This window comes from Longimicrobiaceae bacterium (assembly GCA_035696245.1).
Lineage (GTDB): Bacteria > Gemmatimonadota > Gemmatimonadetes > Longimicrobiales > Longimicrobiaceae > DASRQW01.
This window is the reverse complement of sequence record DASRQW010000294.1, coordinates 1-22,187: the sequence shown is the minus strand read 5'-3', so window position 1 is coordinate 22,187 and position 22,187 is coordinate 1. Positions and strand designations below refer to the sequence as shown.

At 70.5% G+C, this 22,187-nt stretch carries 18 protein-coding genes; 10 read left to right on the top strand and 8 right to left on the bottom strand.

Going from position 1 to position 22,187, the window contains the following annotated elements; genetic code table 11:
• The first annotated feature begins 146 nt into the window (after positions 1 to 146).
• The 8 genes from VFE05_13680 to VFE05_13645 all read left to right on the top strand — a co-directional run bounded on the left by VFE05_13680 (position 147) and on the right by VFE05_13645 (position 9,993).
• Positions 147 to 1,157: a lysophospholipid acyltransferase family protein gene (locus tag VFE05_13680; GenBank protein ID HET6231119.1), complete on the top strand. Its 1,011-nt coding sequence runs from the start codon at positions 147 to 149 to the stop codon at positions 1,155 to 1,157.
• Entirely contained in the window at positions 1,154 to 2,116 is a 963-nt protein-coding gene (locus VFE05_13675; GenBank protein HET6231118.1) for a glycosyltransferase family 2 protein, read from the top strand. The genes VFE05_13680 and VFE05_13675 overlap by 4 nt, the downstream gene beginning before the upstream one ends.
• Before the next feature lie 4 nt (positions 2,117 to 2,120).
• Entirely contained in the window at positions 2,121 to 2,918 is a 798-nt protein-coding gene (locus tag VFE05_13670; protein ID HET6231117.1) for a DUF3108 domain-containing protein, read from the top strand.
• A 46-nt stretch (positions 2,919 to 2,964) separates the two neighbouring features.
• A complete protein-coding gene (locus tag VFE05_13665; GenBank protein HET6231116.1) occupies positions 2,965 to 3,966 on the top strand; it encodes a hypothetical protein in 1,002 nt (333 codons plus the stop codon).
• Positions 3,967 to 4,517: 551 nt separating this feature from the next.
• A complete protein-coding gene (locus VFE05_13660) occupies positions 4,518 to 6,089 on the top strand; it encodes a S8 family serine peptidase (protein HET6231115.1) in 1,572 nt (523 codons plus the stop codon).
• Between the two features lie 409 nt (positions 6,090 to 6,498).
• Entirely contained in the window at positions 6,499 to 8,241 is a 1,743-nt protein-coding gene (locus tag VFE05_13655) for a hypothetical protein (GenBank protein ID HET6231114.1), read from the top strand.
• Positions 8,242 to 8,248: 7 nt separating this feature from the next.
• The gene (locus tag VFE05_13650) at positions 8,249 to 8,713 is read left to right on the top strand and encodes a hypothetical protein (protein HET6231113.1); all 465 of its coding nucleotides are present in this window, start codon (positions 8,249 to 8,251) and stop codon (positions 8,711 to 8,713) included.
• A 473-nt stretch (positions 8,714 to 9,186) separates the two neighbouring features.
• A complete protein-coding gene (locus tag VFE05_13645) occupies positions 9,187 to 9,993 on the top strand; it encodes an FRG domain-containing protein (protein ID HET6231112.1) in 807 nt (268 codons plus the stop codon).
• On the opposite strand, the gene VFE05_13640 is transcribed toward VFE05_13645, so the two are convergent.
• Together VFE05_13640 and VFE05_13635 are read right to left on the bottom strand one after the other, a co-directional pair.
• A complete protein-coding gene (locus tag VFE05_13640) occupies positions 9,941 to 10,738 on the bottom strand; it encodes an alpha/beta hydrolase (protein ID HET6231111.1) in 798 nt (265 codons plus the stop codon). The genes VFE05_13645 and VFE05_13640 overlap by 53 nt on opposite strands.
• A complete protein-coding gene (locus VFE05_13635; GenBank protein HET6231110.1) occupies positions 10,735 to 11,574 on the bottom strand; it encodes an alpha/beta hydrolase in 840 nt (279 codons plus the stop codon). Before VFE05_13635 ends, VFE05_13640 begins: the two co-directional genes overlap by 4 nt.
• Positions 11,575 to 11,758: 184 nt before the next feature.
• Between VFE05_13635 and VFE05_13630 the strand changes: the two genes are divergently transcribed.
• Entirely contained in the window at positions 11,759 to 12,133 is a 375-nt protein-coding gene (locus VFE05_13630) for a hypothetical protein (protein ID HET6231109.1), read from the top strand.
• Between the two features lie 105 nt (positions 12,134 to 12,238).
• Entirely contained in the window at positions 12,239 to 13,570 is a 1,332-nt protein-coding gene (locus VFE05_13625) for a hemolysin family protein (GenBank protein ID HET6231108.1), read from the top strand.
• Positions 13,571 to 13,948: 378 nt separating this feature from the next.
• Here the strand turns inward: VFE05_13625 and VFE05_13620 are convergent, their stop codons facing one another.
• The 6 genes from VFE05_13620 to VFE05_13595 form a co-directional block, all read right to left on the bottom strand.
• Positions 13,949 to 15,496 (bottom strand): hypothetical protein, encoded by a 1,548-nt coding sequence (locus tag VFE05_13620; protein ID HET6231107.1) that lies wholly within the window; start codon positions 15,494 to 15,496, stop codon positions 13,949 to 13,951.
• A gap of 492 nt (positions 15,497 to 15,988) precedes the next feature.
• Entirely contained in the window at positions 15,989 to 16,333 is a 345-nt protein-coding gene (locus tag VFE05_13615) for a hypothetical protein (GenBank protein ID HET6231106.1), read from the bottom strand.
• Positions 16,334 to 16,702: 369 nt separating this feature from the next.
• A complete protein-coding gene (locus VFE05_13610) occupies positions 16,703 to 17,083 on the bottom strand; it encodes a hypothetical protein (protein ID HET6231105.1) in 381 nt (126 codons plus the stop codon).
• Between the two features lie 40 nt (positions 17,084 to 17,123).
• The gene (locus VFE05_13605; GenBank protein HET6231104.1) at positions 17,124 to 18,452 is read right to left on the bottom strand and encodes a hypothetical protein; all 1,329 of its coding nucleotides are present in this window, start codon (positions 18,450 to 18,452) and stop codon (positions 17,124 to 17,126) included.
• Positions 18,453 to 18,704: 252 nt separating this feature from the next.
• On the bottom strand, positions 18,705 to 21,812 hold the full coding sequence (locus VFE05_13600; GenBank protein ID HET6231103.1) for a type I restriction endonuclease: 3,108 nt from the start codon (positions 21,810 to 21,812) through the stop codon (positions 18,705 to 18,707).
• The gene (locus VFE05_13595; GenBank protein HET6231102.1) at positions 21,809 to 22,162 is read right to left on the bottom strand and encodes a hypothetical protein; all 354 of its coding nucleotides are present in this window, start codon (positions 22,160 to 22,162) and stop codon (positions 21,809 to 21,811) included. The genes VFE05_13600 and VFE05_13595 overlap by 4 nt, the downstream gene beginning before the upstream one ends.
• Positions 22,163 to 22,187 lie beyond the last annotated feature (25 nt).

Here is a 22,187-nt window from a genome sequence, read left to right as displayed (position 1 = left end):
CGTGAGATGGGGTTTACCTGCGGACGGGCGTGTCATTCCCATTGTCGGAATCGCGGGGTATTATTCCTGACCGTCCGGTCGGATTCTCGGCGGGCGACGAGCGAATGGCCGCGCGACGGGCGCGGTTTCCATCAGCAGATGTGATCGTGGCGGAGAGCAGAGCAGCGAAGAAGGTGGAGAAGCCGGTCAAGCACACGCTCGCGCACCGGCTGGAGTACGCGCTGGCGCGCACGCTGGAGACGGCGGTGTCCGCGTTGCCGGAGCGCATGGCCGACCGGCTGGGCGGGGGCGTGGGGCACCTGGTGCACGCGCCGCTCAAGATCCGCCGCGCCACCGTGGAATCCAACCTGCGCCTGGCGTTCCCGAGCGCGACGGAGGACTGGATCCAGGCGACGGCCGATGCCGCGTACGTTCACCTGGGGCGCGAGGCCGCGGCGATCCTGCGGCTCTCCAAGCTGGATCCCAGCGCCATCGTGGAGCGCACGGAGACGGACGGCTGGGAAGAGATGGAGGATGCGCTCTCCGGGGGCCGCGGCTGCATCCTGGTCACCGGCCACTACGGCAACTGGGAGATCGCGGCGGCGGCGGTGGCGTCGCGCGGGGTTCCCATCGCCGCCATCGTGCGGCGGCAGGGCAACCGGCTGGTCGACGAGCGGCTGGACGCGACGCGCCGCAAGCTGGGCGTGGAGACCATCTACCAGGCCGACGCGCCCAGCCGCGTTCCGCGAGTTCTCCGCCGCAACGGCGTGGTGGGCATCGTGGGCGACCAGGACGCGCGCCGCTCCGGCGTGTTCGTCCCGTTCTTCGGCCGTCTCGCCTCTACGCACCGCGGCCCGGCGCTGTTCGCGCTGAAGCTGAACGCGCCGGTGTTCGCCTGCGTGGCCCGCCGCCTGCCGGGAGCCGACGTGCGCTACACCGTCTCCGGACGCCGCGTCCCCGTGGAGCGGACCGGGGACCTGGAGGCCGACGTGCGCACGCTCACGGCCGCGCTGGCGGCGCGGCTGGAGGAGCAGGTGCGGGTGGCGCCGGAGCAGTACTTCTGGTTCCATCGCCGCTGGAAGACGAAGCCCCCGGCGGAACCCGGCCCCTCCGCGGCCGGTATCACCCCGCAGCCCGCGCCCGCGGCGCACACCGAACCGACGGACGGACAGGCGTGATCTACATCTGCATTCCCGCGCTGGACGAGGCGCGCACGGTGGGCATCCTGGTGTGGAAGATCCGGCGCGTGATGGCCGAGTTCCCCCGCGACTACCACGTGCTGGTGCTGGACGACGGCTCCCGCGATGAGACGCAGGAGGTGCTGGCGCCGTACACGCGCGTGCTGCCGCTCACCGTGCTGCGCAGCGAGCGCACGCTGGGCTACGCGGGCGCGCTGGAGCGTCTTCTCCGCGAGGCGGCTTCCCGATCGACACATCCGAAGCGCGACGTGGCGGTGGTGCTCCAGGCGGACTTCACCGAATCTCCCGAAGACATCCCCGCGCTGATCAAGCGGATGGAGGGCGGGGCCGACGTAGTCGCGTCCAACGCGGTGCCGGTGGGAGAGACGACGCGGGCGCTGCGCTGGTCGCGGCGCGGGCTGCCGTGGCTGCTGGGGCGCAAGGCGCTGCCGGCGGGGATCCGCGACCCGCTGTCGGGCTTCCGCGCGTACCGCATCTCCGTGCTGCGCCGCGCGCTGCAGGAGCGGGGCGACAAGCCGCTGCTCACGCGCGGCGGCTGGGCCGCCAACGCCGAGCTGCTGCTGGCGGTAGCTCCCCATGCGCGCCGCGCCGAGGAGGCCGAGGTGACGGTGCGCTACGACCGCCGCGAGCGGGCCACACGCTTCCAGCCGTGGGCCACCGTACGGGAGATGTGGGACCTGGCGCGCGTGACGCCGCGCCGCGCCCCCGTCCCCGCAGCGGCGGCCCCGGCGGCTCCGCCTGCGGGATCGGCACCGGCGCCGCAGCCGGCGAAGTCCGCGCCCGCCGCGAAGGCTCCCCAGGCGCCCGCCGCCGATGCTCCGTCGGACGACGGCGCGGCGGAGACGCAGGGCACCGAGGCCGCGCCGCGGCCGCGGAGCAGGGGACGGGGGCGCAGGCCCCGGAGGTCCCCCAACAAGACCGATACGAAGGAAGATTAGACATATGCCAAGCAGATTCGTTCGTGCCGCGGGGCTGGTCCCGCTCGCGGCGGCGCTCCTGGGCGCGGGTACGTTCTCCGCCGCCCGTGCCGGAACCGCCTCGGCCCCGCGCCGGGCGGCCGTGCAGACCGTTCCTGCGGCCCTGCCGTTCGGGCCCGGCGAGCGGTCCACGTACCAGGTGAAGCTGGCCGGCGTGAGCGTGGGCCGCGGCACGCTGGAGGTGACGGGCGTGGAGGTGGTGGACGGCAACAACACGCTGCACGCCCGCATGACCATCAACGGCGGCGTGCCGCTGGCGCGCGTGGACGACAAGTACGAGACGTGGTTCGACCGCGACGAGCTGTTCTCGCGCCGCTTCAAGCAGGACATCCACGAGGTGCGCTACCGCCGCAACCGCTCGTACGACTTCTCGCCCGAGCGCAGGACGTGGCGCCGCGAGAACGGCGAGACGGGGCCGCTGGCGACCGACAAGCCGCTGGACGACCTGTCGTTCCTCTTCTACGCCCGCACGCTCACCTTCAGCGTGGGCGACACCTTCACGCTCAACCGCTACTTCCGCGAGAGCGGCAACCCCGTGACGCTGCGGGTGGTGCGGCGCGAGACGGTAAAGGTGCCGGCGGGCACGTACAAGACCATCGTGGTGCGCCCCACCATCCACACCAACGGCCTCTTCGGCCAGGGCGGCCAGGCCGAGGTGTACTTCACCGACGACGCGCGCCACATCGTGGTGATGGTGAAGAGCCGCGTTCCCGTGGTGGGCTCGCTCACCATGCAGCTCCAGACGTACACGCCGGGCCACTGAGCCGCCATTCCCACTCCGCCCCCGCGGCGGAACACCGAGAGACTTCGTGACCGACGACGAAGCCACGCACGCCGGGTCCGCCGCGGGAGAGATCCCCGAGGCGGACCTTTCGCGTGTCCGCACCGTTCCCGTGGCGGGCCGCCCCAACAAGGTGGAAGCCCGCCAGCTCGCCGCCCCGCCGCCAGGAGACGCGTCCGAGCGTACCTTCGCAGCCTTCCTCGCGTCGCTGCCGCACGTGCTCCAGGCCGAGTCGTTCCTGGCGCTTGTGGATGCGGTCGCCCACGCGGTCCGGCAGCGCCGCACGGTGCTGTGGATGCTGGGAGGGCACGTGGTGAAGACGGGCCTCGGCCCCGTCCTGGTGGACTTGATGCGGCGGGGCGCCATCACCCATCTCGCGTCGAACGGATCGGCGGCGATCCACGATTACGAGATGGCGCGCTGGGGGGGGACGAGCGAGGACGTGGAGGCCGGCCTGGCGGACGGCTCGTTCGGGATGGCGGACGAGACGGGCCGCGACATGAACCGCGCATTCCGGGCGGGCATGGAGGCGGGCTGGGGGATGGGCGAGTCGCTGGCTCGCGACCTGGACGCGCGCAACGACCTCGCGCACCCGGAGGGCTCGCTGCTTCTCCAGTCGCGGCAGCTGGGCGTGCAGTACACGCTGCACCCCGCCATCGGCGCGGAGATCATCCACCAGCACCCGGCGGCGGACGGAGCGGCCATCGGCGACACGGGGCACCGCGACTTCCGCAGGCTGGCGGAGGCGCTGGTGGGCCTCGACGAGGGTGGCGTGGTCGTCAACGTCGGTTCGGCAGTGGTGATGCCCGAGGTGTTCCTCAAGGCGCTCACCGTCGCCCGCAACCTGCACGACGGCCGCCCGCGCGCCTTCACCTCGTGCGACCTGGACATGCAGCGGCACTACCGCCCGCGCGTGAACGTGGTCGAGCGCCCCACGCGCTCCACCGGCGGCCGCGGCTTCCAGATCACCGGCCATCACGAGATCATGGTCCCCCTCCTCGCCTGGTCCATCGCCGAGCGCCTGGGCTAGTCAGGACGAAGGCTTCCAGGCTCCCTCAGGTGCGACGGATCGATACGGTTCGGGGGATGCCGCGCAGCTCCCGACCTCCTGCGCGGAAGCTGCAACGCGTTGACGGAGCACATACATACCACTTCCCGCAACAATTGACGAATTCACTGCTGGGTGTTACGATTGTTCCAACCCCCGTGATCCCTGAGGCCATCTCTTCAGCGCTATCCGTGCTTCGGCGCCGGCGCGTGAACAACTCCGTAGATCGGTTTCCACCAAAGATTTATCAAGCGATTTCGGGCGGTGGCGAGCGCGAATTGTCCTCGTCAAACCGACTGACCTCCTCTCGCTAGGCGGACAGGCCCACGTCGTGTTTTCTCCCGACGCGCTGACTGCCGTCTGATCGCCGATCTGCCAAAGGCGGGCAGTCCACATTGTAAGCACCTTATGGGACGTCGCGTGTCAACTCTGTCCGTGGCGGACGTTCTCGACCATCGCCTCATCGCATATTAGCCCGGCGCTCGTGTGTACAGCCGGAATGTGCAGGACGACACCCAAACTTGGAGGATCGGATGCGCAGGCTCTTACTCGCAGGTCTGACGCTCGTGCTGGCCGGGTGCGCGAAGGACGCGACCGACATGACGACACCCACAGGCGCGGCTTCCGCACGGGTTGCCGCCGTGCGCGACTCGGTGGCGCCGCTGTACGAGATGGACAACCCCAACCGCGTGCCGGACGAGTACATGGTGCGCTTCACCGGCGACGTGGGCGACGCCGACGGCTTGGCGCGGTCGATGGTGTCGGCGCACGGAGGGCGCGCCATCGCGACGTGGAAGGGGCTGAAAGGATTCTGGGGCAAGCTCCCGCCCGCGGCCATCGAGGCGCTGCGGAGGAACCCACACGTCGCGTACATCGAGGCGAACACCTGGATGCGCCCGGCCACGACGGTCCAGTCTATCGCCTACCCCAGCGGCAACTGGGGCCTGGACCGCATCGACCAGGTGGACAATCCGCAGGACGGCAGCTACGCCTACGACTACGACGGCACCGGGGTGCACATCTGGATCGTCGATACCGGCGTGAGCGATGCCGTGTCCGAGATCTCGTCGCGCGTGGACCACTCGTCGTACTTCTCCTACAACGGCACCGATCCGTTCACTCCCTGCTACGATCACGGCACCCACGTGGCCGTGATGGCCGCCGGCAGCGTCCACGGCGTGGCCAAGGGCGCGACGATCCACGCGGCGCGGGTCAGCGACGACTGCTCGCAGGGCCTGATGAGCACGGCTGCGTCGGCGTCGGCGTTCCAGTTCATCGGCGATTACGCGGCCCGCCCGGCAGTGGCGAACTACAGCGCCGGTGCCAACTGCGGCTCCTCCACGTGCGGCCAGTCGCTGGACGACGCCATCCGGTATGCCGTCTCGCACGGCGTGCAGGTGATGGTCTCGGCGGGCAACGATGGCAACGACGCGTGCAACTACTCGCCGGCCAACACCGGCCAGGCGATCACCGTGGGCGCGAGCGACGGGAGCGACTACCGCGTGGTCAGGTGGGGCGATACCTACCCTTGGGCGAGCAACTACGGCTCGTGCGTGGACCTGTTTGCGCCAGGGTACGAGCTCGCGTCGTATTCCGGGACGTTCGCCGGCACGTCGGCCGCCGCGCCGCTGGTGACGGGTGTGGCCGCGCTGTACCTCCAGCAGGCGCCGACCGCCACGCCCGCCTCGGTCACTCAGTACATCCTCAACAACGCGGTGGGCGGCACGCTCCTGAACGTGGGCACGGGCTCGCCGAACAAGCTGCTGCACAGCCGGCCGGCCGTCGCCGCGCCGACCGTGTACAGCGTCGTCACCAACCCTTCGCCGGCCAAGCAGTACAACCCGTTCTCGCTCACCATCAACGGCTCCGGCTTCGATCCCGCCACGGTGGAGGTCCTCATCGCCACCGCGGGCTGCGGCGTGAACTACGACGCTGGCTGCCTGAGTGTGCTGAGCAACGGCTCTATCACCACGAAGACGTCCACGCAGCTCGTGATCGCGTCGCAGGTGTTCGGGCAGGCGGGCACGAAGGAAGTGTACGTGCGCAACGGGCGAAACGGCTTCCCGTCCGCGACCCAGCAGTTCACCGTGGCTCCCCTGTATTGAGGTCGCGGTGGCCGGGGCGGCGCCTCCACGTGGGGGTGCCGCCGCCGGGAGTCCCTTCCAGGATGCGTGCCGCACGCTGGGAAGATGGAGCCTCCCGCCCGAGCGGGGCCGGACAGGACCATCGAGCCGGAGCGCCCGACGGCAATCGCCCGCGGGCGCTCTCGTTCTCTGCGCGCCGAATCCGGCAAGGATACGGTTCTACGCATTGGTTCGTCAGAAAGTCCGGCGGCCCGTGCGTTCCTCTCCCGAACCCACTGAAACCCCACACGCGGAGGTGCCCCCCCGGCACAGAACGCCCGCCCCCAATCCCCACGCAAGACCCCCGCTGATGCCGCGCTGCGCCGCCCCGTTCGGGCGAACGCCGCCGGGCGGCGGCGGGAACGCTCCAGACCCTCCACACCATTCTTCCATGCAACGAACCCTCCCCAGGCACAGCCCCAGGCGGCTGGCCCGTCTCCGGCGGCTGCTCCTCCTCTCCTGCGGCATCGGCGTGCTCGCCGGCTGCGACGGGCAGGAGCTTACGAGCCCCACGCCGCGCAGCATCCCCGCCAAGCGCGACGTGCTAGGTCCGCTCGGCAGCACCTTCATCGCTCCGCCCGGCAACAGCTCGCCGGGCTCCGTGTCGTCCATCACGGCGCAGGGAGTGGCGAACATCCCCGATTCCACGTGGGTTGTGATGTACGTGGACGGCGAGATCACGCAGACCGGGAACCCCGACTGCGCCAACGCGCCGCCCTACTGGCCGTGCCAGACCGGCTCCGTCGTCGGTTCGTTCGGCGCTACGCCGTGGGAAGAAGGCCCGGTAAAGATTTGGTCGCAGCAGGGCTCCGGCGGCGGCTGGACCCGCCTGCGCGCAGTGGGCGGCGCCAACGCCAGCCATGCCGTCGGCCTGCACTTCCAGGGCGCCGCGGGCGTGATGTCGGCGCAGATCAACATGCAGCCCAAGTGGGCCTGGAACCCCAACACCGGCACGGGGCCGTTCTCGTACTACCTGGGCGGCGGCTACACGGTGAGCGTGCTGCCCATCACCAGCCCCATCTCGATCGGGGACAGCGGCCCAATCGACGATGCGGGCACGCACAACTACAGCGTCCAGCCCGCGTACGACCTACAGTTCATCAACCCGACCGACTGGTACTGGAACTGGCCGGCGGGAGCGGTGAACTGGTACTTCTTTCCCGGCAAGTCCGTGAGTGAGACGGCTAGCTTCACGGGGCCGTTCTACGAGATCCCGCAGTGCCAGTTCCAGCTCACCTGCCAGTACGTGCCGCCCGGTCCGGGGCGCGTCCAGGCCACGGGCTACGTGGAGACCCGCTATGCCGCGGTGCGCACCCACGACGAGCCCGCCGGCTGCGGCGGCGGATTGGGAGGCGGCCTCGGGTTCGACCTGACCTCCAGCTGCGGCTCCGATGCGCCCCACCTGGGCGTGAGCTGCCAGCCCAACCCGCTGACGGCAGGCAACACCACGACCTGCACCGCGGCCGTGGACCCTGCCACGCCGTTCACCGTCCGGACCTGGCACTTCGCGAGCGACGCACCGGGCGTGACGGCCGACGACACGGGCGATCACAAGTCGTGGACGTTCGCTCCATCGGTTTCCGGCACTGTGACGGTCACGGCGACCGTGGCCGGAAGTCTCCAGATGGCCACCGTGCACGTGCAGGTGAACTGCAACCTGGCTCCCGGCGCTACGGGAGACCCGATCCTCAACGATCCGGGCATACAGGCAGGGTTCCGGCGCCTCTGGGCCGAGACGAAGGTGGGAACGTCCACCGCGGCCGAGCGCGGGGCGATGATCATGCTGCGGGACGGGCACTACTTCCTGAAGGACTACATCGGTCCTTCGTCGAGGTGCGAGTCCGGGGCGGGCAACATGACGGTGGATGGGGCGGTGATCGTCGGCTTCGTGCACACCCATCCGGACAAGGGGGGCGTCGACGTTCCCGCGGACGGGTCGTGCAAGGGGAACACCGCGCAGAACATGATCTTCACCGACGGCCCCAGCCTCGACGCCGACCGGCCGTCGTCCGATTCGCTGGCCCTCCGCCTGGGCCGAAGGGTGGACGGGTACATCATCGACCAGGACCACATCCACCGGTACGGTGGCCCTCTTCCGGACGCGCTGTTCGCCAAAAACCCCACGTGCCCCTGAGATGACCATGAAACTTCTGACACTCGTTGCGCTCCTCACGCTGGCCGCCGTGCCCGCCCGAGCCCAGCAGGGATGTGCGAGAACGGCATCGTACGCGGAGCAGTCACGGACCGCGCTGGCGCCCCTGTTCTACTCGTCCGACCAGAACCAGGCCGACGTGCGGGGAACCGCGATCCAGCTTCTTTCGGCGAGCGATTCGAGCTACGTGGTGCATACCGACTCCATCTGCACACAGGTGCTGGCGGTGGCGGTGGCGTACATGCGCCAGTACAACACGACATGGGCTGCCGGCAACGAGGGGAACTACGTGGCGACGGTCTTTCGCTTCGGACCGTACTACGCGGTGACGCTCGCCGAAGCACGCCCGCCGGTGACGTACTCGAACGGGACGCTGAGCGGGTTCCAGACGGGCCGGAGCCAGACGCTCGTCTACTCCGCGCCGACCCTCACCCTCGTGCGGGCCCTGCTCTGACCAGCGGACGTCTGCCCGCCGGGCACACTGCGGGCAGGCGTCCATCCCGCTAGAACCCGCCGTTCCAGCAGGCATTCGGACGGCCCGCTGTGACGCGGTGCGACCGTGACTTGCGTTTCAGGACCCCCGTGGCCCGTCGTCCGACGAGCCGCGGGGGTTCGCTGCGTCCGGGTTCGGCGCCCGAAGGCTGCGGGCGTGGGACGATGTGTCCGCTCACGCGTTCCGGTCGAAGCGGCCGGTTCGGTGGATGAGAGGCGATCTCCCGCATCTCCGCGATGGGCGCGAGGATGCGCATCCAACGAAACGATGTGCATCCGTTCATCGACGTTCCCGCCCGTTCCTCTCGCCGACTCCGGGATCCGTCTAACGACATTCGTTGGCGGGCCGCGCCGCACGCGACTTACGACATCAACAGAACCGAAACGCATGGGTGCGGCCATCCGGAGGAGACGGCGCGGAGCTTCGAGCACGCGATGGAGCTGCTGATGCGCGACTCGTGGCAGCCGGAGCTGGGGCGCTTCCGCTCCAGCCTGGCGTTCCGCGGCGTCTCCGATGCCGAGCACGACCTGAAGACGAGCCTCATGCGGCTCGGCGCGCCGTATCCGCAGCTGGAAGGGCACCTGATCCGCAACTTCCAGAAGTACGGCACGCTCGGTGACGTGGGGCTGGACTACTCGGAGTGGAAGTGGCTCACCATCGGGCAGCACCACCGGCTGCCCACGCGGCTGCTGGACTGGACGTACTCGCCGCTGGTGGCGCTGCACTTCGCCACGGCCGACCGTGCCAAGTGCGAGCGCGACGGCGTGGTGTGGTGCGTGGACTACGTGCGCTCGCACAAGCACATCCCCGCGCTGCTGCGCGATGCGCTGGAGGAGGTGGGCGCCTACACCTTCACGGTGGGGATGCTGGAGGACCTGGTGGGCTCGCTGGACCGCTTCGACGCGCTGAGCGGGGAGCCGTTCGCCATCTTCTTCGAACCGCCGTCGGTGGATGCGCGCATCATCAACCAGTACGCCATGTTCTCCGTGCTCTCCAGCCCCAGCGAGACGCTGGACGGCTGGCTGGCCCAGCGGCCGGAGCTGTACCGCCGCGTTCGCATTCCCGCCCGCATCAAGGGCGAGGTGCGCGACAAGCTGGACCAGGCGAACGTGACGGAGCGCGTGCTCTTTCCCGGCCTGGACGGCCTGGCCGCCTGGCTCCAGCGCCACTACGGCCCGCCGTACACCGTCAGCGCGGCGGACGAAGAGCCGAACGAAGGAACGCCACCACTTCGCGGTTGAAGGCGTCGGCGGTGCCGAAGATGACGGCGTGCGCGCCGCTCGGGATGGTGACGAGGCGCCCGTCCCGCAGCCCGTCCGCCAGCGCCCGCGCGAAGTCGACCGGGACGACGGGGTCGCGCTCGCCCACGACGACGAGAGCGGGGGCACGGACGGAGGGCAGGGCAAGAAATGGGTCGTCGTCGCCCGCGGAGTGCCACGTCCTCCAGTACCGCAGCGGATTCGTCCGCAGGTACGCCTGGGCGACGATGGGAATCAGGCGCCACGACTCGCGCGGCACGTCCGCCGCGAACGACAGCAGCTCGCGCGTCATCCGCCAGCTGCGCCGGTCGCCGGTCGGCGACGCGAGGACGAGGGCGGAGACGCGTTCCGGGCGCTCCGCCGCGAGGTGGACGACGGCCTGGCACGAGAGCGAGTGGCCCGCGTACGCCGCCGGGCCGATGCCCATCTCCCGTGCCCAGCAATCCACCGCCTCCGCCTGGTCCGGCACGGTGAGCCCCCACGCCGGCCCGTCCGTCCGCCCGAACCCGGGCAGGTCCGGCGCGAGGACGCGGAAGCCCGCGGCGGCGAGCGCGGGGCCGTTGCGCCACCAGTAGTCGCAGCTCACGCCCAGGCCGTGCACGAGCACCAGGGGCGGCCCCTCTCCCGCCTCGCGATACCGCACGTTCCACCGCCCGGCGCGCACGCGCTTCGTCGCGCTCCAGTCCGCTGCGGCGCGCGCGAACGCCCGGTCCGCATCTCCCGTCACTGGCCGACCTCAACGCCGGCCAGGAAGGGGAGGACGGCCGCCGCGAACTCTGCCGGGCGGTCCACCATGGGGTTGTGCGCGGCGCGGGGGATGACCACCAGGCGGGAGTTGGGGATCGTCTTCCGCATCTCGCGTCCGCAGCGAACCGGCACCAGCGCGTCGCGCTCGCCCCACACCAGCAGCGTGGGCGCCTGGATGCGCGGCAGCAGCGGCCGCACGTCGTCGCGCACGATGTTGCCCAGGGCGCGCAGGATGGTGAGCGGGCCGCTCTTGAACGCGTCGCCCACGATCACGGGGATGAACGCCGGGTCGCCCCAGCGCGCGGGCGGCGCCACGTCGCGCGCGAAGCGGATCAGGCTGCGTGCGCTGAGCGGCCGGGGGATTCCCGATGCGTCGGCGAGCACGAGACGGGAGATGCGCTCCGGGAAGCGCGCCGCGAGGTGGATGGCGAGCTGGCCGCCCATCGAGTGTCCCACCAGGTGCACGCGGCCGGCGCCCGCGGCCTCCATCCAGTCCGCCAGCACCGCGGCCGCGCCCGCCATGTCCGGCAGCGGCCCCGTGAGCCGCGAACGCCCGAAGCCGATCATGTCGGGCACGAGCACGCGGAAGCGCCCCGCGAAGTCCGCCACATTGCGGTCCCACCAGCGCGAAGAGCCCGACAGGCCGTGCAGGAGCACGACGCACTCGTCGCCCTCGCCCGCCTCCAGCGAGTGGATGCGGTACGGGCCCACGTCGCGTAGCGAGCGTAGCACGGGCGCGGGCTGGCGGCCGGGGTGCGCTGCGGCGGGCGCGGCGGTTGCGAACGGCGGGCGGGGCAGGGGACGCGTGAGGATCATCGCGGCGTGCGCGTGGTATCCGGGAGGGGAGCGCGCCCGCGGAACGCAAGCGCCGGACCGCCCGGGGCGCGAGGGTCCCGGAGGTTTCGCCCTGGGGGCAAATGCGTTATATTACTTGGCTATCAACCAATACCAGATCGTCCCTCGCGCGCGGGGGAGTGATTCGCCCAACGAGGAGGCATTTTTGAGCCGGACGAAAGAACGCAAGCCACAGCAGCAGCAGCCGCGTGCCACCGAGATGGACGACGCGCGCAACGAGCTTTTCAGCCACGTACACCGCTGCGGGGTGCTCCGCGCCACGCAGGAGCAGCAGGTGGAGTGGATGGACGATACAGTGGAGTTCATCGGCGAGCGGTACCCGTCGCTGAGCAAGGACCAGCTCGACGAGCTGAAGGCGATCGGCCTGCGCTTCTGCAGCCCCGTGATCGCCAACGCCCCGGCCAAGGCCGAGGCGGAGGAAGAAGACGCCACCGAAGCGGAGGCCCACGCCACCGACATCGAGGCGCAGCCCGAGGACGCCGAGGACGCGGAAGCGCACCTCGAGGCCAGCGCGGCGTAAGGCAGCACCTCCGAAGAACATGGAGGCCCTGGGCTCACCGGGGCCTCCGGCACCCCCCTCCCGCCTATGGATTCCGACCCTGCCAGTACGGGCCTGACGCTCTTCTTGGCCCTCTCCCTGATCGCGGCCAACGCCCTTCTCGCCGCCGCCGAGTTCTCCCTCATCGCCGTTCGCCGCACCCGCATCGAGCAGACCGCGCGTCTGGGCGACCGCCGCGCCGCGCGCGTCATCCCCGCGCTGGACGGGCTGGAGAACCTGGCCTTCGCCGCGCAGGTGGGCCGCAGCCTGGCATCCGTCCTCCTGGGCTGGTGTGCGCTGCGAGTCGCGCGCGGGTGGCTGGTTCCCGCGTGGGGGCCGCGCGCCGTCGTAGCCGGCATCGACCTCGGTCCGTCGCCCCTCATCGCGGCCGTGGTGGCGCTGGTCGCCGCCGCGCTGCTGCACGCCACGCTGGGGCAGCAGGTGCCCAAGCTGGTGGCCGTGAACCGCGCGGAGTGGATCGCGTCGCGCGTGTCGGTGCCGGTGCTGGGGGCGTTGCGGGTCGTGCTCTCGCCCGTGCTGGCGGTGCTGAACGTGGTGGTTCGCGTGGTGCTGCGGGTGGTGGGCGTGGACTCCGCCAGCTTCCAGCCGCTGGTGCGCACGCCCGAGGAGATCCGCACGCTGGTGGTGCAGGGCGGCGCGGAACAGACCAGCATGGAGGACGGCGAGCGGGAGATGCTGCGCGGCGTGTTCGAGTTCTCCGGCACCGTGGCGCGCGAGGTGATGACGCCACGCACCGAGATGGTGGCCGTGCCGGTGGACGTGACGCTCGACGAGCTGATCCGCGTGGCCACCGAGGAGGGCCACTCGCGCATCCCCGTCTACGAGGGCACCATCGACAGCGTGGTCGGCGTCTTCCTGGTGAAGGACCTGCTGCCCGTGCTCAACCGGCGCGCCGCGGCCGACCCGCCGTTCGACGTGCGGGCGGTGATGCGCGAGCCGTTCTTCGTGCCCGACACCAAGCCCGTCAACTTCCTGCTCGCCGAGCTTCGCGAGAACGGCGTGCACCTGGCCGTGGTGCTCGACGAGTTCGGCGGCACGTACGGGCTGGTGACCATGGAGGACCTGCTGGAGGAGATCGTCGGCGAGATCCGCGACGAGTACGACGAGGCCGAGCCGGACTTCGAGAGCACCCCCGAGGGCGACGTGCTCATCGACGGCGGCACCAGCATCTGCGACGTGAACGAGCAGCTCGGGCTGGAGCTTCCGGAAGAGGACTTCGACACGCTGGGCGGCTACATCTTCGGCGCGCTGGGCCGCGTGCCCGTGGTGGGCGACGTCGTCCAGGCCCCCGGCCGCGACGGCGAGATGGAGCTGCGCGTGGAAGAGACCGACGAGCGCCGCGTCGCCGTCGTCCGCCTCGCCCGCACAGCGCCCGTGATCCCCGCTGCGGCCGAGTAGGTCGCGGCTGGCGGTTGGAACCGCGGCACTAGAAGCGCAAAGTCCGCCTTCGCGGACGATCCCGCGACGTCGGCTCCGTCCTAAATGGTGCCGCGGATCGTAGGGGTGCGATTCATCGCATCCGCAACACTTTCCACCGCGAACGGGCACCGACTGGCAACCATCTACCGAATGCCGGAAGATCGGCTTCGACGGAGATGAACGGCGCGAGGACGGGCGATGCACGGCCTCGCATCTCCCGACGGCGGTTGAAGATCGACAGATGCGAAAGAGCGCGGCGGGGAATCTCCCGGCGCGCTCTTCCGCTTTCATGCCTTCCGCGCCCTTCCAGGCTCCGTCACCGGCGGACGAACCGGCGCCGCGGCCGGAGAGCGGGCCTCACGGCCGCCAGTCCGGCGCGCGCAAGTTCCGGGGGAGGCGGATACGCACCTCCTCGCCGGTGGCGACGTCCACCACGGTGAGTGCCGCTCCCTGCTGGCCGGCGCCGATCAGGTACTTCCCGTCCGGCGACCACCCGATCCCCGGCAGGAACAGGTTCTGGGTCCTGGTGACGGTCCGCGCCCCCGTCCCGTCCGGCCGGACCACGCGCAGCTCCCCGAACCCGGTGACGACGTGGTTGTCCATGAACCCGAAGCCGTCGGGCATGGCGACGTACGCAATCAGGTCGCCGTTCGGGGACCAGCGCGGCGTGGCCGCCGAGATGTTGAGCGCCGTGCTCTGCCCGGTGGCCAGGTCCAGCACGTGAAGCCCGCCGGACGTGAAGTCGCGGTTCGTCAGGAATGCCAGCCGGGAGCCGTCCGGCGAAGGCGAGGCGTAGCCGGAGATCGCGAACGCGCCGCCGGTGTTGACCCGCTCCGCCCCCGTCCCGTCCGAGCGGACCCGGAACAGCTGGCTCCCCACGTAGGCGCCCTGCCAGGTCCCTTGGCCGTTGAAGTAGACCCACTGCCCGTCGCGCGAGCGCTGCGGCCACGCCTGTGAGATCAGTCCGTCCGGCTCGGCGATCAGGAGCGTCCGGATGCCGGAGGCGAGGTCCACCGAGTACAGCATGCGGTTGTGATCACTGCGGCTGTCGTGGTACACCAGCGACTTCCCGTCCGCGCTCCACGCGGCCGGCATCTCGCCGAAGTAGCCGCGGCCTGCGCTGGCCTGCGCGAGCAGCCTCAGCCCCGTGCCGTCCAGGTTCACCGTGTACAACTCCATGTCGCTGGTGAAGCCGGCGATGGTGCCTTCGGGGATCACGCTCACGTAGCTCGTGTCCGCGACCGCCTGGACCTGCGCCACGACCACTCCGCGGCCGACCGCGGCAGTGGTCAGCGTCTTCCCGGCGCTCAGCGTCACGGGGCCCGAGGCGACGGCGAACGTGACCGCGTCGGCGCGCGGGTTCCCGGCGCGGTCGGCCACGGTGGCCCGCATCTCCACCGTGCGCCCCACGTACAGCGTGGTATCGCCGGGGGTGGCGGTGACCGCCCAGGCGGCGCCGGGCTGGACGGTGTACTGGGCGATGGCCGAGTACCCGTATGACGGGACCGTGATCGTCACGGCGCCCGCCCCCGCGTGGCTCCCCATGCGCACGCGGACCGACGCGCGCCCCTCCGCGTCGGTCGTCGCCGCCGTGAACCCCTCGAACACGTCCGTTCCCACCGAAGCCATCCACATCGACGGGGTCTGATCGAAACCGGTCCCGGCCACCACCGCCTCGAACTGCACGATCGTGCCCGCCGCCGGCTTGCCATTCGGCTCGGTCACCTGCACCACCAGCGCCTGCTGTGGCGTGGCGTCGATGGAGTCCGTCACCTGGTCTCCCCCCGCGACCCGGACGCCGGGGGTGGACTTGGGCGGCTCGGAACCGGACGGGCTGCCGCTGCAGGCCGCGCCCGTGGTGGCGAACGTCACGAGGAACGCGAGCTTGAGGATTCGAAGATCCATGCGGAAGGATTAGGGTTGGGAGGTGAGGTGACTTCTGCTTTGGGATCGGGAACCATCGTGGATACGACGGCCGGCCAACGGCGGGAGAAAACGGCGGCAGATCGAACGAGCGTGCGCGGCGGGCGCGCCGCGGCTGCCGTAAGCGATCCGCGGCGGGAAACTAATGCGTTCCGAGGTCAGCAGGCAAACAAAATGTTTCCGAGATCGAACTCCGGAGACTTGCCGGCGCATCCCGGCGTATCGTAAGCACGCGCCGCCGTGGATGCGATCTATCGCACCGACAACGCGTTCCGCAGTTTTCGGGCATCGGCCGGGGACCATCTGCCGGCTGCCGATCGATGGCGTGACCGGAGGCGAACGAGGGACCGGGAGATGGATCGCCTCGCATCCGTCGAACGGGTTCGGGTGATCGAGGACCGGGGAGGACGCGAAAGAGCGCGGCGGGGAAGCTTCCCGGCCGCGCTCTTCGCGTGTTCGCATCTCCCGTGCGTGCTACTTCTTGCGCGGGGTGCGCGGGTCGTCGCGGAAGACGTTCTCGAAGCGGCGGACCTCGGCGGCCGTCGGGCGGCGCGGGGAGAGCGGCGCCGCCGCGGGCTCCTGCGTGCGCGTGAGGACCCGGTTTGTGACGGTGGGCGCCATGGTCTCGTCCAGCGGCATCAGCTCCAGGTACAGCTCGATGGCGCGGTCCACGTCCACCTCGCCGTCCAGCTCGTGCAGCAGCTCGTGGATGTTGTCCACGTGCGTCTCGATGATCGCCTCTTCCGCCCGCGCGGCGACGATCAGCAGCTTGCGGCGGGCTTCTGCGCTCAGGCGGCGGCGGCGCAGCCAGTTGAACATGTCATCCTCGGGTTGGGGTCGCGACGGAGCCAAAGATGCCCGCCCGGCGGCGCAGGGGCAACCCCGCGCCCGCCGCCGGGAGCACGCTCCGTACCATCGCCGCCGCTCCTCTCGGCATCGTCAGGGGCACGTCGCGTTCCGTCGATCCGCGAGAGAATGTAGCAGCTTGCGCACTCGCGGCGAAAGTGCGTCGCCGTCGTCCGGAGAGCGTTCGAGGTGCGTGTCTGGGTGGAGGACGCGCGCCCGGTGCCGATCCTCGCACCACATCCGTCGGACGTGGGCGGACGCATTCCGCATCGGCAGATGGAGACGAGCGAACGGGCCCGGCCAATGGTGGCCGAGCCCGTTCGCAGCTTCCAACACAGCCCGTCAGGAGGCGGGGAGGATGCGGATGCGAGTGGCCCGGTACTGCGGCGGGAGCGACCGCATCTCCGCACCATCGTGCCACGCCTGGATCCGCGCGCCGGCCCGGAGGTCGGCCGCGCTGCCCTGCGAGGACGTGCCGTCCGCCCGCCGCACCTCCACCTTCGTGGCTGGCGAGACGAGCAGGACGGCCTGGCCTGTCTCGCCCGCTCCCGGCGCGAGGTCGACCGTCACCCGGGTGGCCGCGGAGCCGGGCTCGACCGCGGCGATCACGCCGGCCAGGTCCCAGCCTCCGTCATCCGATCCCGGCGCCGCCCGGCCCGCCGCGCATGCCGCGGCGCCCGCGCAGAGCGCGAGCGCCGCCAGCATCCCCATCACCCGCCCCACGCGGAGACCTCCGCGCGGCAGCGGGCTCCGGATCGCGCGCTCAGCACCCGTAGCCGGGGCGGCACAGGTTGGTCAGCGCGCCCAGGTCCGCCTCGATGCCGGAGAGGCGGCTCGAGTAGGTCGTGGTGAAGTCCGAGCCCGGGCCGCCCCACATCACGCCGTGGATCTGCACGTCGTTCTCCAGCGCGCCCGCGCCGCCGATGTACACGTACACGGGCGAGCCGCTGTCGCCGCCCTCGGACCACACCTTCGAGATGTCCTGGCAGCGCAGCACGCCGATGGTCACGCACGAGTTGGTGACCACGCCGTACGTGGAGCCGCTGGTGCGGCCGGTCTTGTCCAGGTAGCTGCCCACCGGCAGCGAGCCCGTGTAGCGCCCGATGATGTCGAACTCGCCGATGGTGGTGATCCCGCCCGCGGCGCCCGTGTTCCAGTTGGTGCGGATGATCCCGCCCTGGCCGATGGTGCGCGTGCCGTTGTGGCTGATGAACACCGCGTCCGCCTGGCGGCACGAGGTGCCGGCGCCGGCGCACGCCCACATGCCGCGGTCCGCGACCTCGTTGCCGACCTGGTTGCCGGCCGCGACGGTGTTCTGGTAGATGGCCACGCCGTCCGACACGTACTGCGTGGTGGTGCAATGCGAGTTGGTCACGAAGATGTTCGCGCCGGTCGAGACGCGCTTGGCGTTGAAGCCCTGCGTGCACAGGAAGTTGCCGAACGCGATCTGGATGCCGCCCACCACGGTGGTGAACCGGTCGCGCACCGTGGCGCGCGAGCGGGGCGCGGCCTGCATCTGCAACGCCAGCGCTCCCTGCGGGATGCCCAGGAGGGCGGCCCTGGCGCGCACGGCCGCCGCGGCACTCTCGTCACCCACGCCCACCAGCACGCGGTTGCCAACCTCGTCCGCGTCGATCAGGTACACGCCCTGGTGCTGGAGCACCGGCACCAGCCGCTCGGACCACTCGTGCAGCTGGGCGAAGTCGTAGGTGGCCGGCACGAAGACGGCCTGCTTCGCCGCGCGGGCGTTGTGGCCACGGCCGGCCTTCGCGAGCTGCGGCGCCAGGTAGCGCTGGGCCGCGGCGCGCTGGGCCTGGTTGACCAGGCGCACCACGGGCGTGCCGTTCGCGTCCAGATAGTAGCCGGCGAAGCCGGGCACCTCGGCGCGCGCCGCGCGGGCGAACTCGTCGTCCTGGTTCGGCGCCTGGCTCTGCCCCTGGTTGACGACCGGGTTCTGCCCCAGCTCCTTCGGTATCGCGCCGATTACGGCCGATGCGGAACGGTCCGGCCCGGCCGGCGACTCGGCCGAGTCGCAGGCGGCGGTGAACAGAACGGCGAGAAAAGTGGCGGGGATCGCTGCCTTGTACCTCATGTGTTACCCCATGCAGTGGAGGGATCGAGGTGGCGCAGCAGAGATGCCACGCTTTTCAATTATGCGCGGGAAATGGTTGTTACGCAAGGTCGTAATCGTCTGTCCTCTCCCGCGTGAGTGCACGTCCGGAGCGGAAGGGGGTGCTCGCCAGGTGTGAATGCGAGCGCCGGCGCGGCGGATCGCGGAGAGACTATCGGGGACGCTTCGATCCGTCGGAGGGGATGGCCACGTGCCGCATCTCCCCAGCGAAGGTCAGCGGCCCTGCTCGCGGAGGCTCTCGTACAGGTTGGTGTGGTTGAGCAGGATATCCTGTAGGCCGCGCTGCACCGCGGCGGAGTTGAGGGCCTGGCTGCTCATGGTGTTGTGCGCGTCCAGCGCCTCGATGATCGCCTTCATCAGCTCGGACTTGAGGTCCGGTGAGTTGGCGAACTGCTCCTTGGTGTTGCTCGCGGCCTGCTGCTGCAGCTTCTCCGATTCCAGCAGCTTGCCCTTCAGCACCTGGTTCACGTACACCAGCTTGTCGTCGTCGGTGAGGTCGCCCTGGAACAGCTCGTTCACCTTCACGATGATCTCGTTCAGCCACGCGCGCTGCCGCTCGCGGACCACGGCGGTGCCCATGCCCGTGGCGGCGGGAATCGGGTAGACGACGGACCCCAGCCCCATCGGCTGCACGCCGCGCGACTTCACGGTGTGGTGCGTGAGGACGACGCGGGAGAGGTCGATCTCCTCGCGCTCGCGCCCGAAATCCAGCAGCGGCAGCAGGCGCCGGAAGAAGATGGCGCGCTTCTCCACCTCGGTGTTGCCGTAGTCGAAGACCTGCGACAGGTAGGTGTACAGGCGGACGTACGAGCCCGCGTCCGCACGGAAGAGGAGGAGCGCGTCTGCCTCTCCCTTGGCGGCGCTCGCAGCGGGGGCGTCGTGGCGGGCCTCGGCGGCGCGCTGGGCGTCGCGGGCGGCGTTGTAGCGGTGCAGCAGGCGGCTCACCACGGGCGTGATGGCGGCCACGATCTCGCCTTGCGTGGCGCCGGGGCGCATCTCCGCCGCCACCACGCGCTCCACCTCGACGTCGTCGTAATGGCCGGCGGCGTCCAGCTTGGCGCGCAGGTCGTAGACGAGGTCCGGGTTGGTGACGTCGGTCAGCGTGGCCGTGGTGAAGTACGCCTGGAACGCCTCCAGCACGTCGGCCGCCTCGTTGGCGAAGTCCAGGACGAAGGTGGTGTCCTTGCCGGCGAACGCGCGGTTCAGGCGCGACAGGGTCTGCACGGCCTGGATGCCGGCCAGGCGCCGGTCCACGTACATGCCGCACAGCAGCGGCTCGTCGAACCCGGTCTGGAACTTGTTCGCTACGAGCAGGATGCGGTACTCGTCGGTGTGGAATGCCTCGCGGATGTCGCGGCCACTCAGCCGCGGGTTCAGCGCGTCGCTGCGCTCGGTGAACGGCTCCGGGCCTGACTCCTCGTCGCGCACGTCGCCGGAGAAGGCGACCAGCGCGTGCAGGCCGTAGCCGCGCTCGGCGATGTAGCGCTGCATGGCGAGCTGCCAGCGCACGGCCTCCACCCGGCTCGCCACCACTACCATGGCCTTGGCGCGGCCGGCGAGCAGCGGCGCCACGAACTCGCGGAAGTGCTCCACCACGATCTGCACCTTCTGGGAGATGTTGTACGGGTGCAGGCGCACCCAGCCCATGATGCCCTTCATGGCCGCGCTGCGCTCCACCTCGCGGTCGTCCATCTCCCGGCCGTTGTGCGCCAGCTTGAAGGCGGTGCGGTACGTGGTGTAGTTGCGCAGCACGTCCAGGATGAAGCCTTCCTCGATGGCCTGCCGCATGGAGTACACGTGGAACGGCTGCGGCAGGTTGCCCGGCCCCGCCTTGCGCGCCGGGTCCGGCAGCGTGCCGAAGCGCTCGATGGTGCGGGCCTTGGGCGTGGCGGTGAACGCCACGTAGGTGATGCCGTCGTCGTCCTCGCCGGCGCGGGCGGACATCTGCGCGGCGAGCAGGTCTTCGGTGCTCACCTCGCCGCCGTCGGCGAGCGCCGCCACCTCGGCGTCGGTGAGCACGGCGCGAAGCTGCTTGGACGTCTCGCCCGTCTGCGAGCTGTGCGCTTCGTCGGCGATCACGGCGAAGCGCTTGCCCTGCGTGGCGGCCAGCTCGCGCACCTGCTCGAGCGCGAACGGGAACGTCTGGATGGTGCAGACCACGATCTTCTTGCCCTCGGCCAGCGCCTTCGCCAGCTCGCCGCTCTTGCTGCCGCTCTCGCCCCGGATGGTGGCGACCACGCCCGTGGTGCGCTCGAAGTCGAAGATCGCCTCGCGGAGCTGCGTGTCGATCACATTGCGGTCCGAGACCACCAGCACGGTGTCGAACACCTTGCGGTCGTCGTCGTCGTGGAGGTCGGCCAGGAAGTGCGCGGTCCAGGCGATGGAGTTGGTCTTGCCGGAGCCGGCGGAGTGCTGGATCAGGTAGCGCCCGCCCGCGCCCTCGCGGCGCACCTCGCGCAGCAGCTTGCGCGTGGCGTCGAGCTGGTGGAAGCGCGGGAAGATCACCTTCTCGATCTGCTTCTTGGCGTCGCGGCGCGCCACCATGTAGCGGCCCAGAATCTCCAGCCAGCCCTCGCGCTCCCACACCTCCTCCCACAGGTACGCCGTGGGGTGGCCAGCCGGGTTGTCCTCGTTGCCCTTGCCGCCGCGGTCGCCGCGGTTGAACGGCAGGAATGCGGTGGCGGCGCCCTCCAGCTTCGTGGTCATCCGCACCTCGCGGTTGCTCACGGCGAAGTGGACCAGGGCGCCGCCGGGGAAGGCCAGCAGCGGCTCCGGCTCCTGGCGGCGCGGCGGCCGGTCGTAGCGGTACTGGTCCACCGCGTCTTCCACCGCCTGCGTGAAGTCGGTCTTCAGCTCGGCGGTGGCGACGGGGATGCCGTTGAGGAAGAGCACAAGGTCGATGCTCTCGTTGGGGCTCTGGCGCGAGTAGTGGACCTGGCGCACCACGCGCAGGCGGTTGGCGGCGTAGCGCGCCATGATGTCTGCGTTGGCGGCGAGCGCGGGGCGGAACTGCGCCATCTGCAGCTTGCCGCGCAGGCCCATCATCTCCAAGCCGTGGCGCAGCACGTCCAGCGTGCCGCGCGCGTCGGTCTGGGCGCGCAGGCGGGCGAGCAGCGCATCGGCGGCGGCGGGGCCCTGGGCGCGCTGCAGCGCCTCCCACGCGTCCGGCTGCGTCTCCTGCACCCACGCCAGCACGTCGCGCGGGAAGAGCGCGCGGGCGGCGTCGTAGCGGCCGGCGTCGCCCGTCTCGTACAGCCAGCCGTGATTGGCCAGGTACGCGCAGATCTCGTCCTCGAAGGCGATCTCCGTGTGGATTCTCATGCCGCCTCCGCCAGCCCGCGCACGTCGATCTTCCCCGTCACCGCGGCGGAGATCAGCGCAGTGCGGCGCTCTTGCAGGAGGGAGATGGCGCGCTCGGCTTCCAGAACGAGGAAGTCCACTTGCTGTGTTTCCGCATCGAGGTGGGCAGTGATCAAGTCCTGTTCACTGAGCGGGGGAACTGGAAGCGCCATTGAAGTCCACGCATCCATCCGCAAAGCTTTGGTTCCATGACCGGCCTCATCAAGCCGGCGGAGTGTCTCGGCCGCTGAACCGCGGAGTAGCCAGGCCAGGAACGGGGAACGTAGCTTCGGCCCTGCGAGCAAAGCCTTCAAGTCCTGGTTGATCGCCATTGGGACTCCAGCCCGGACTACTGGA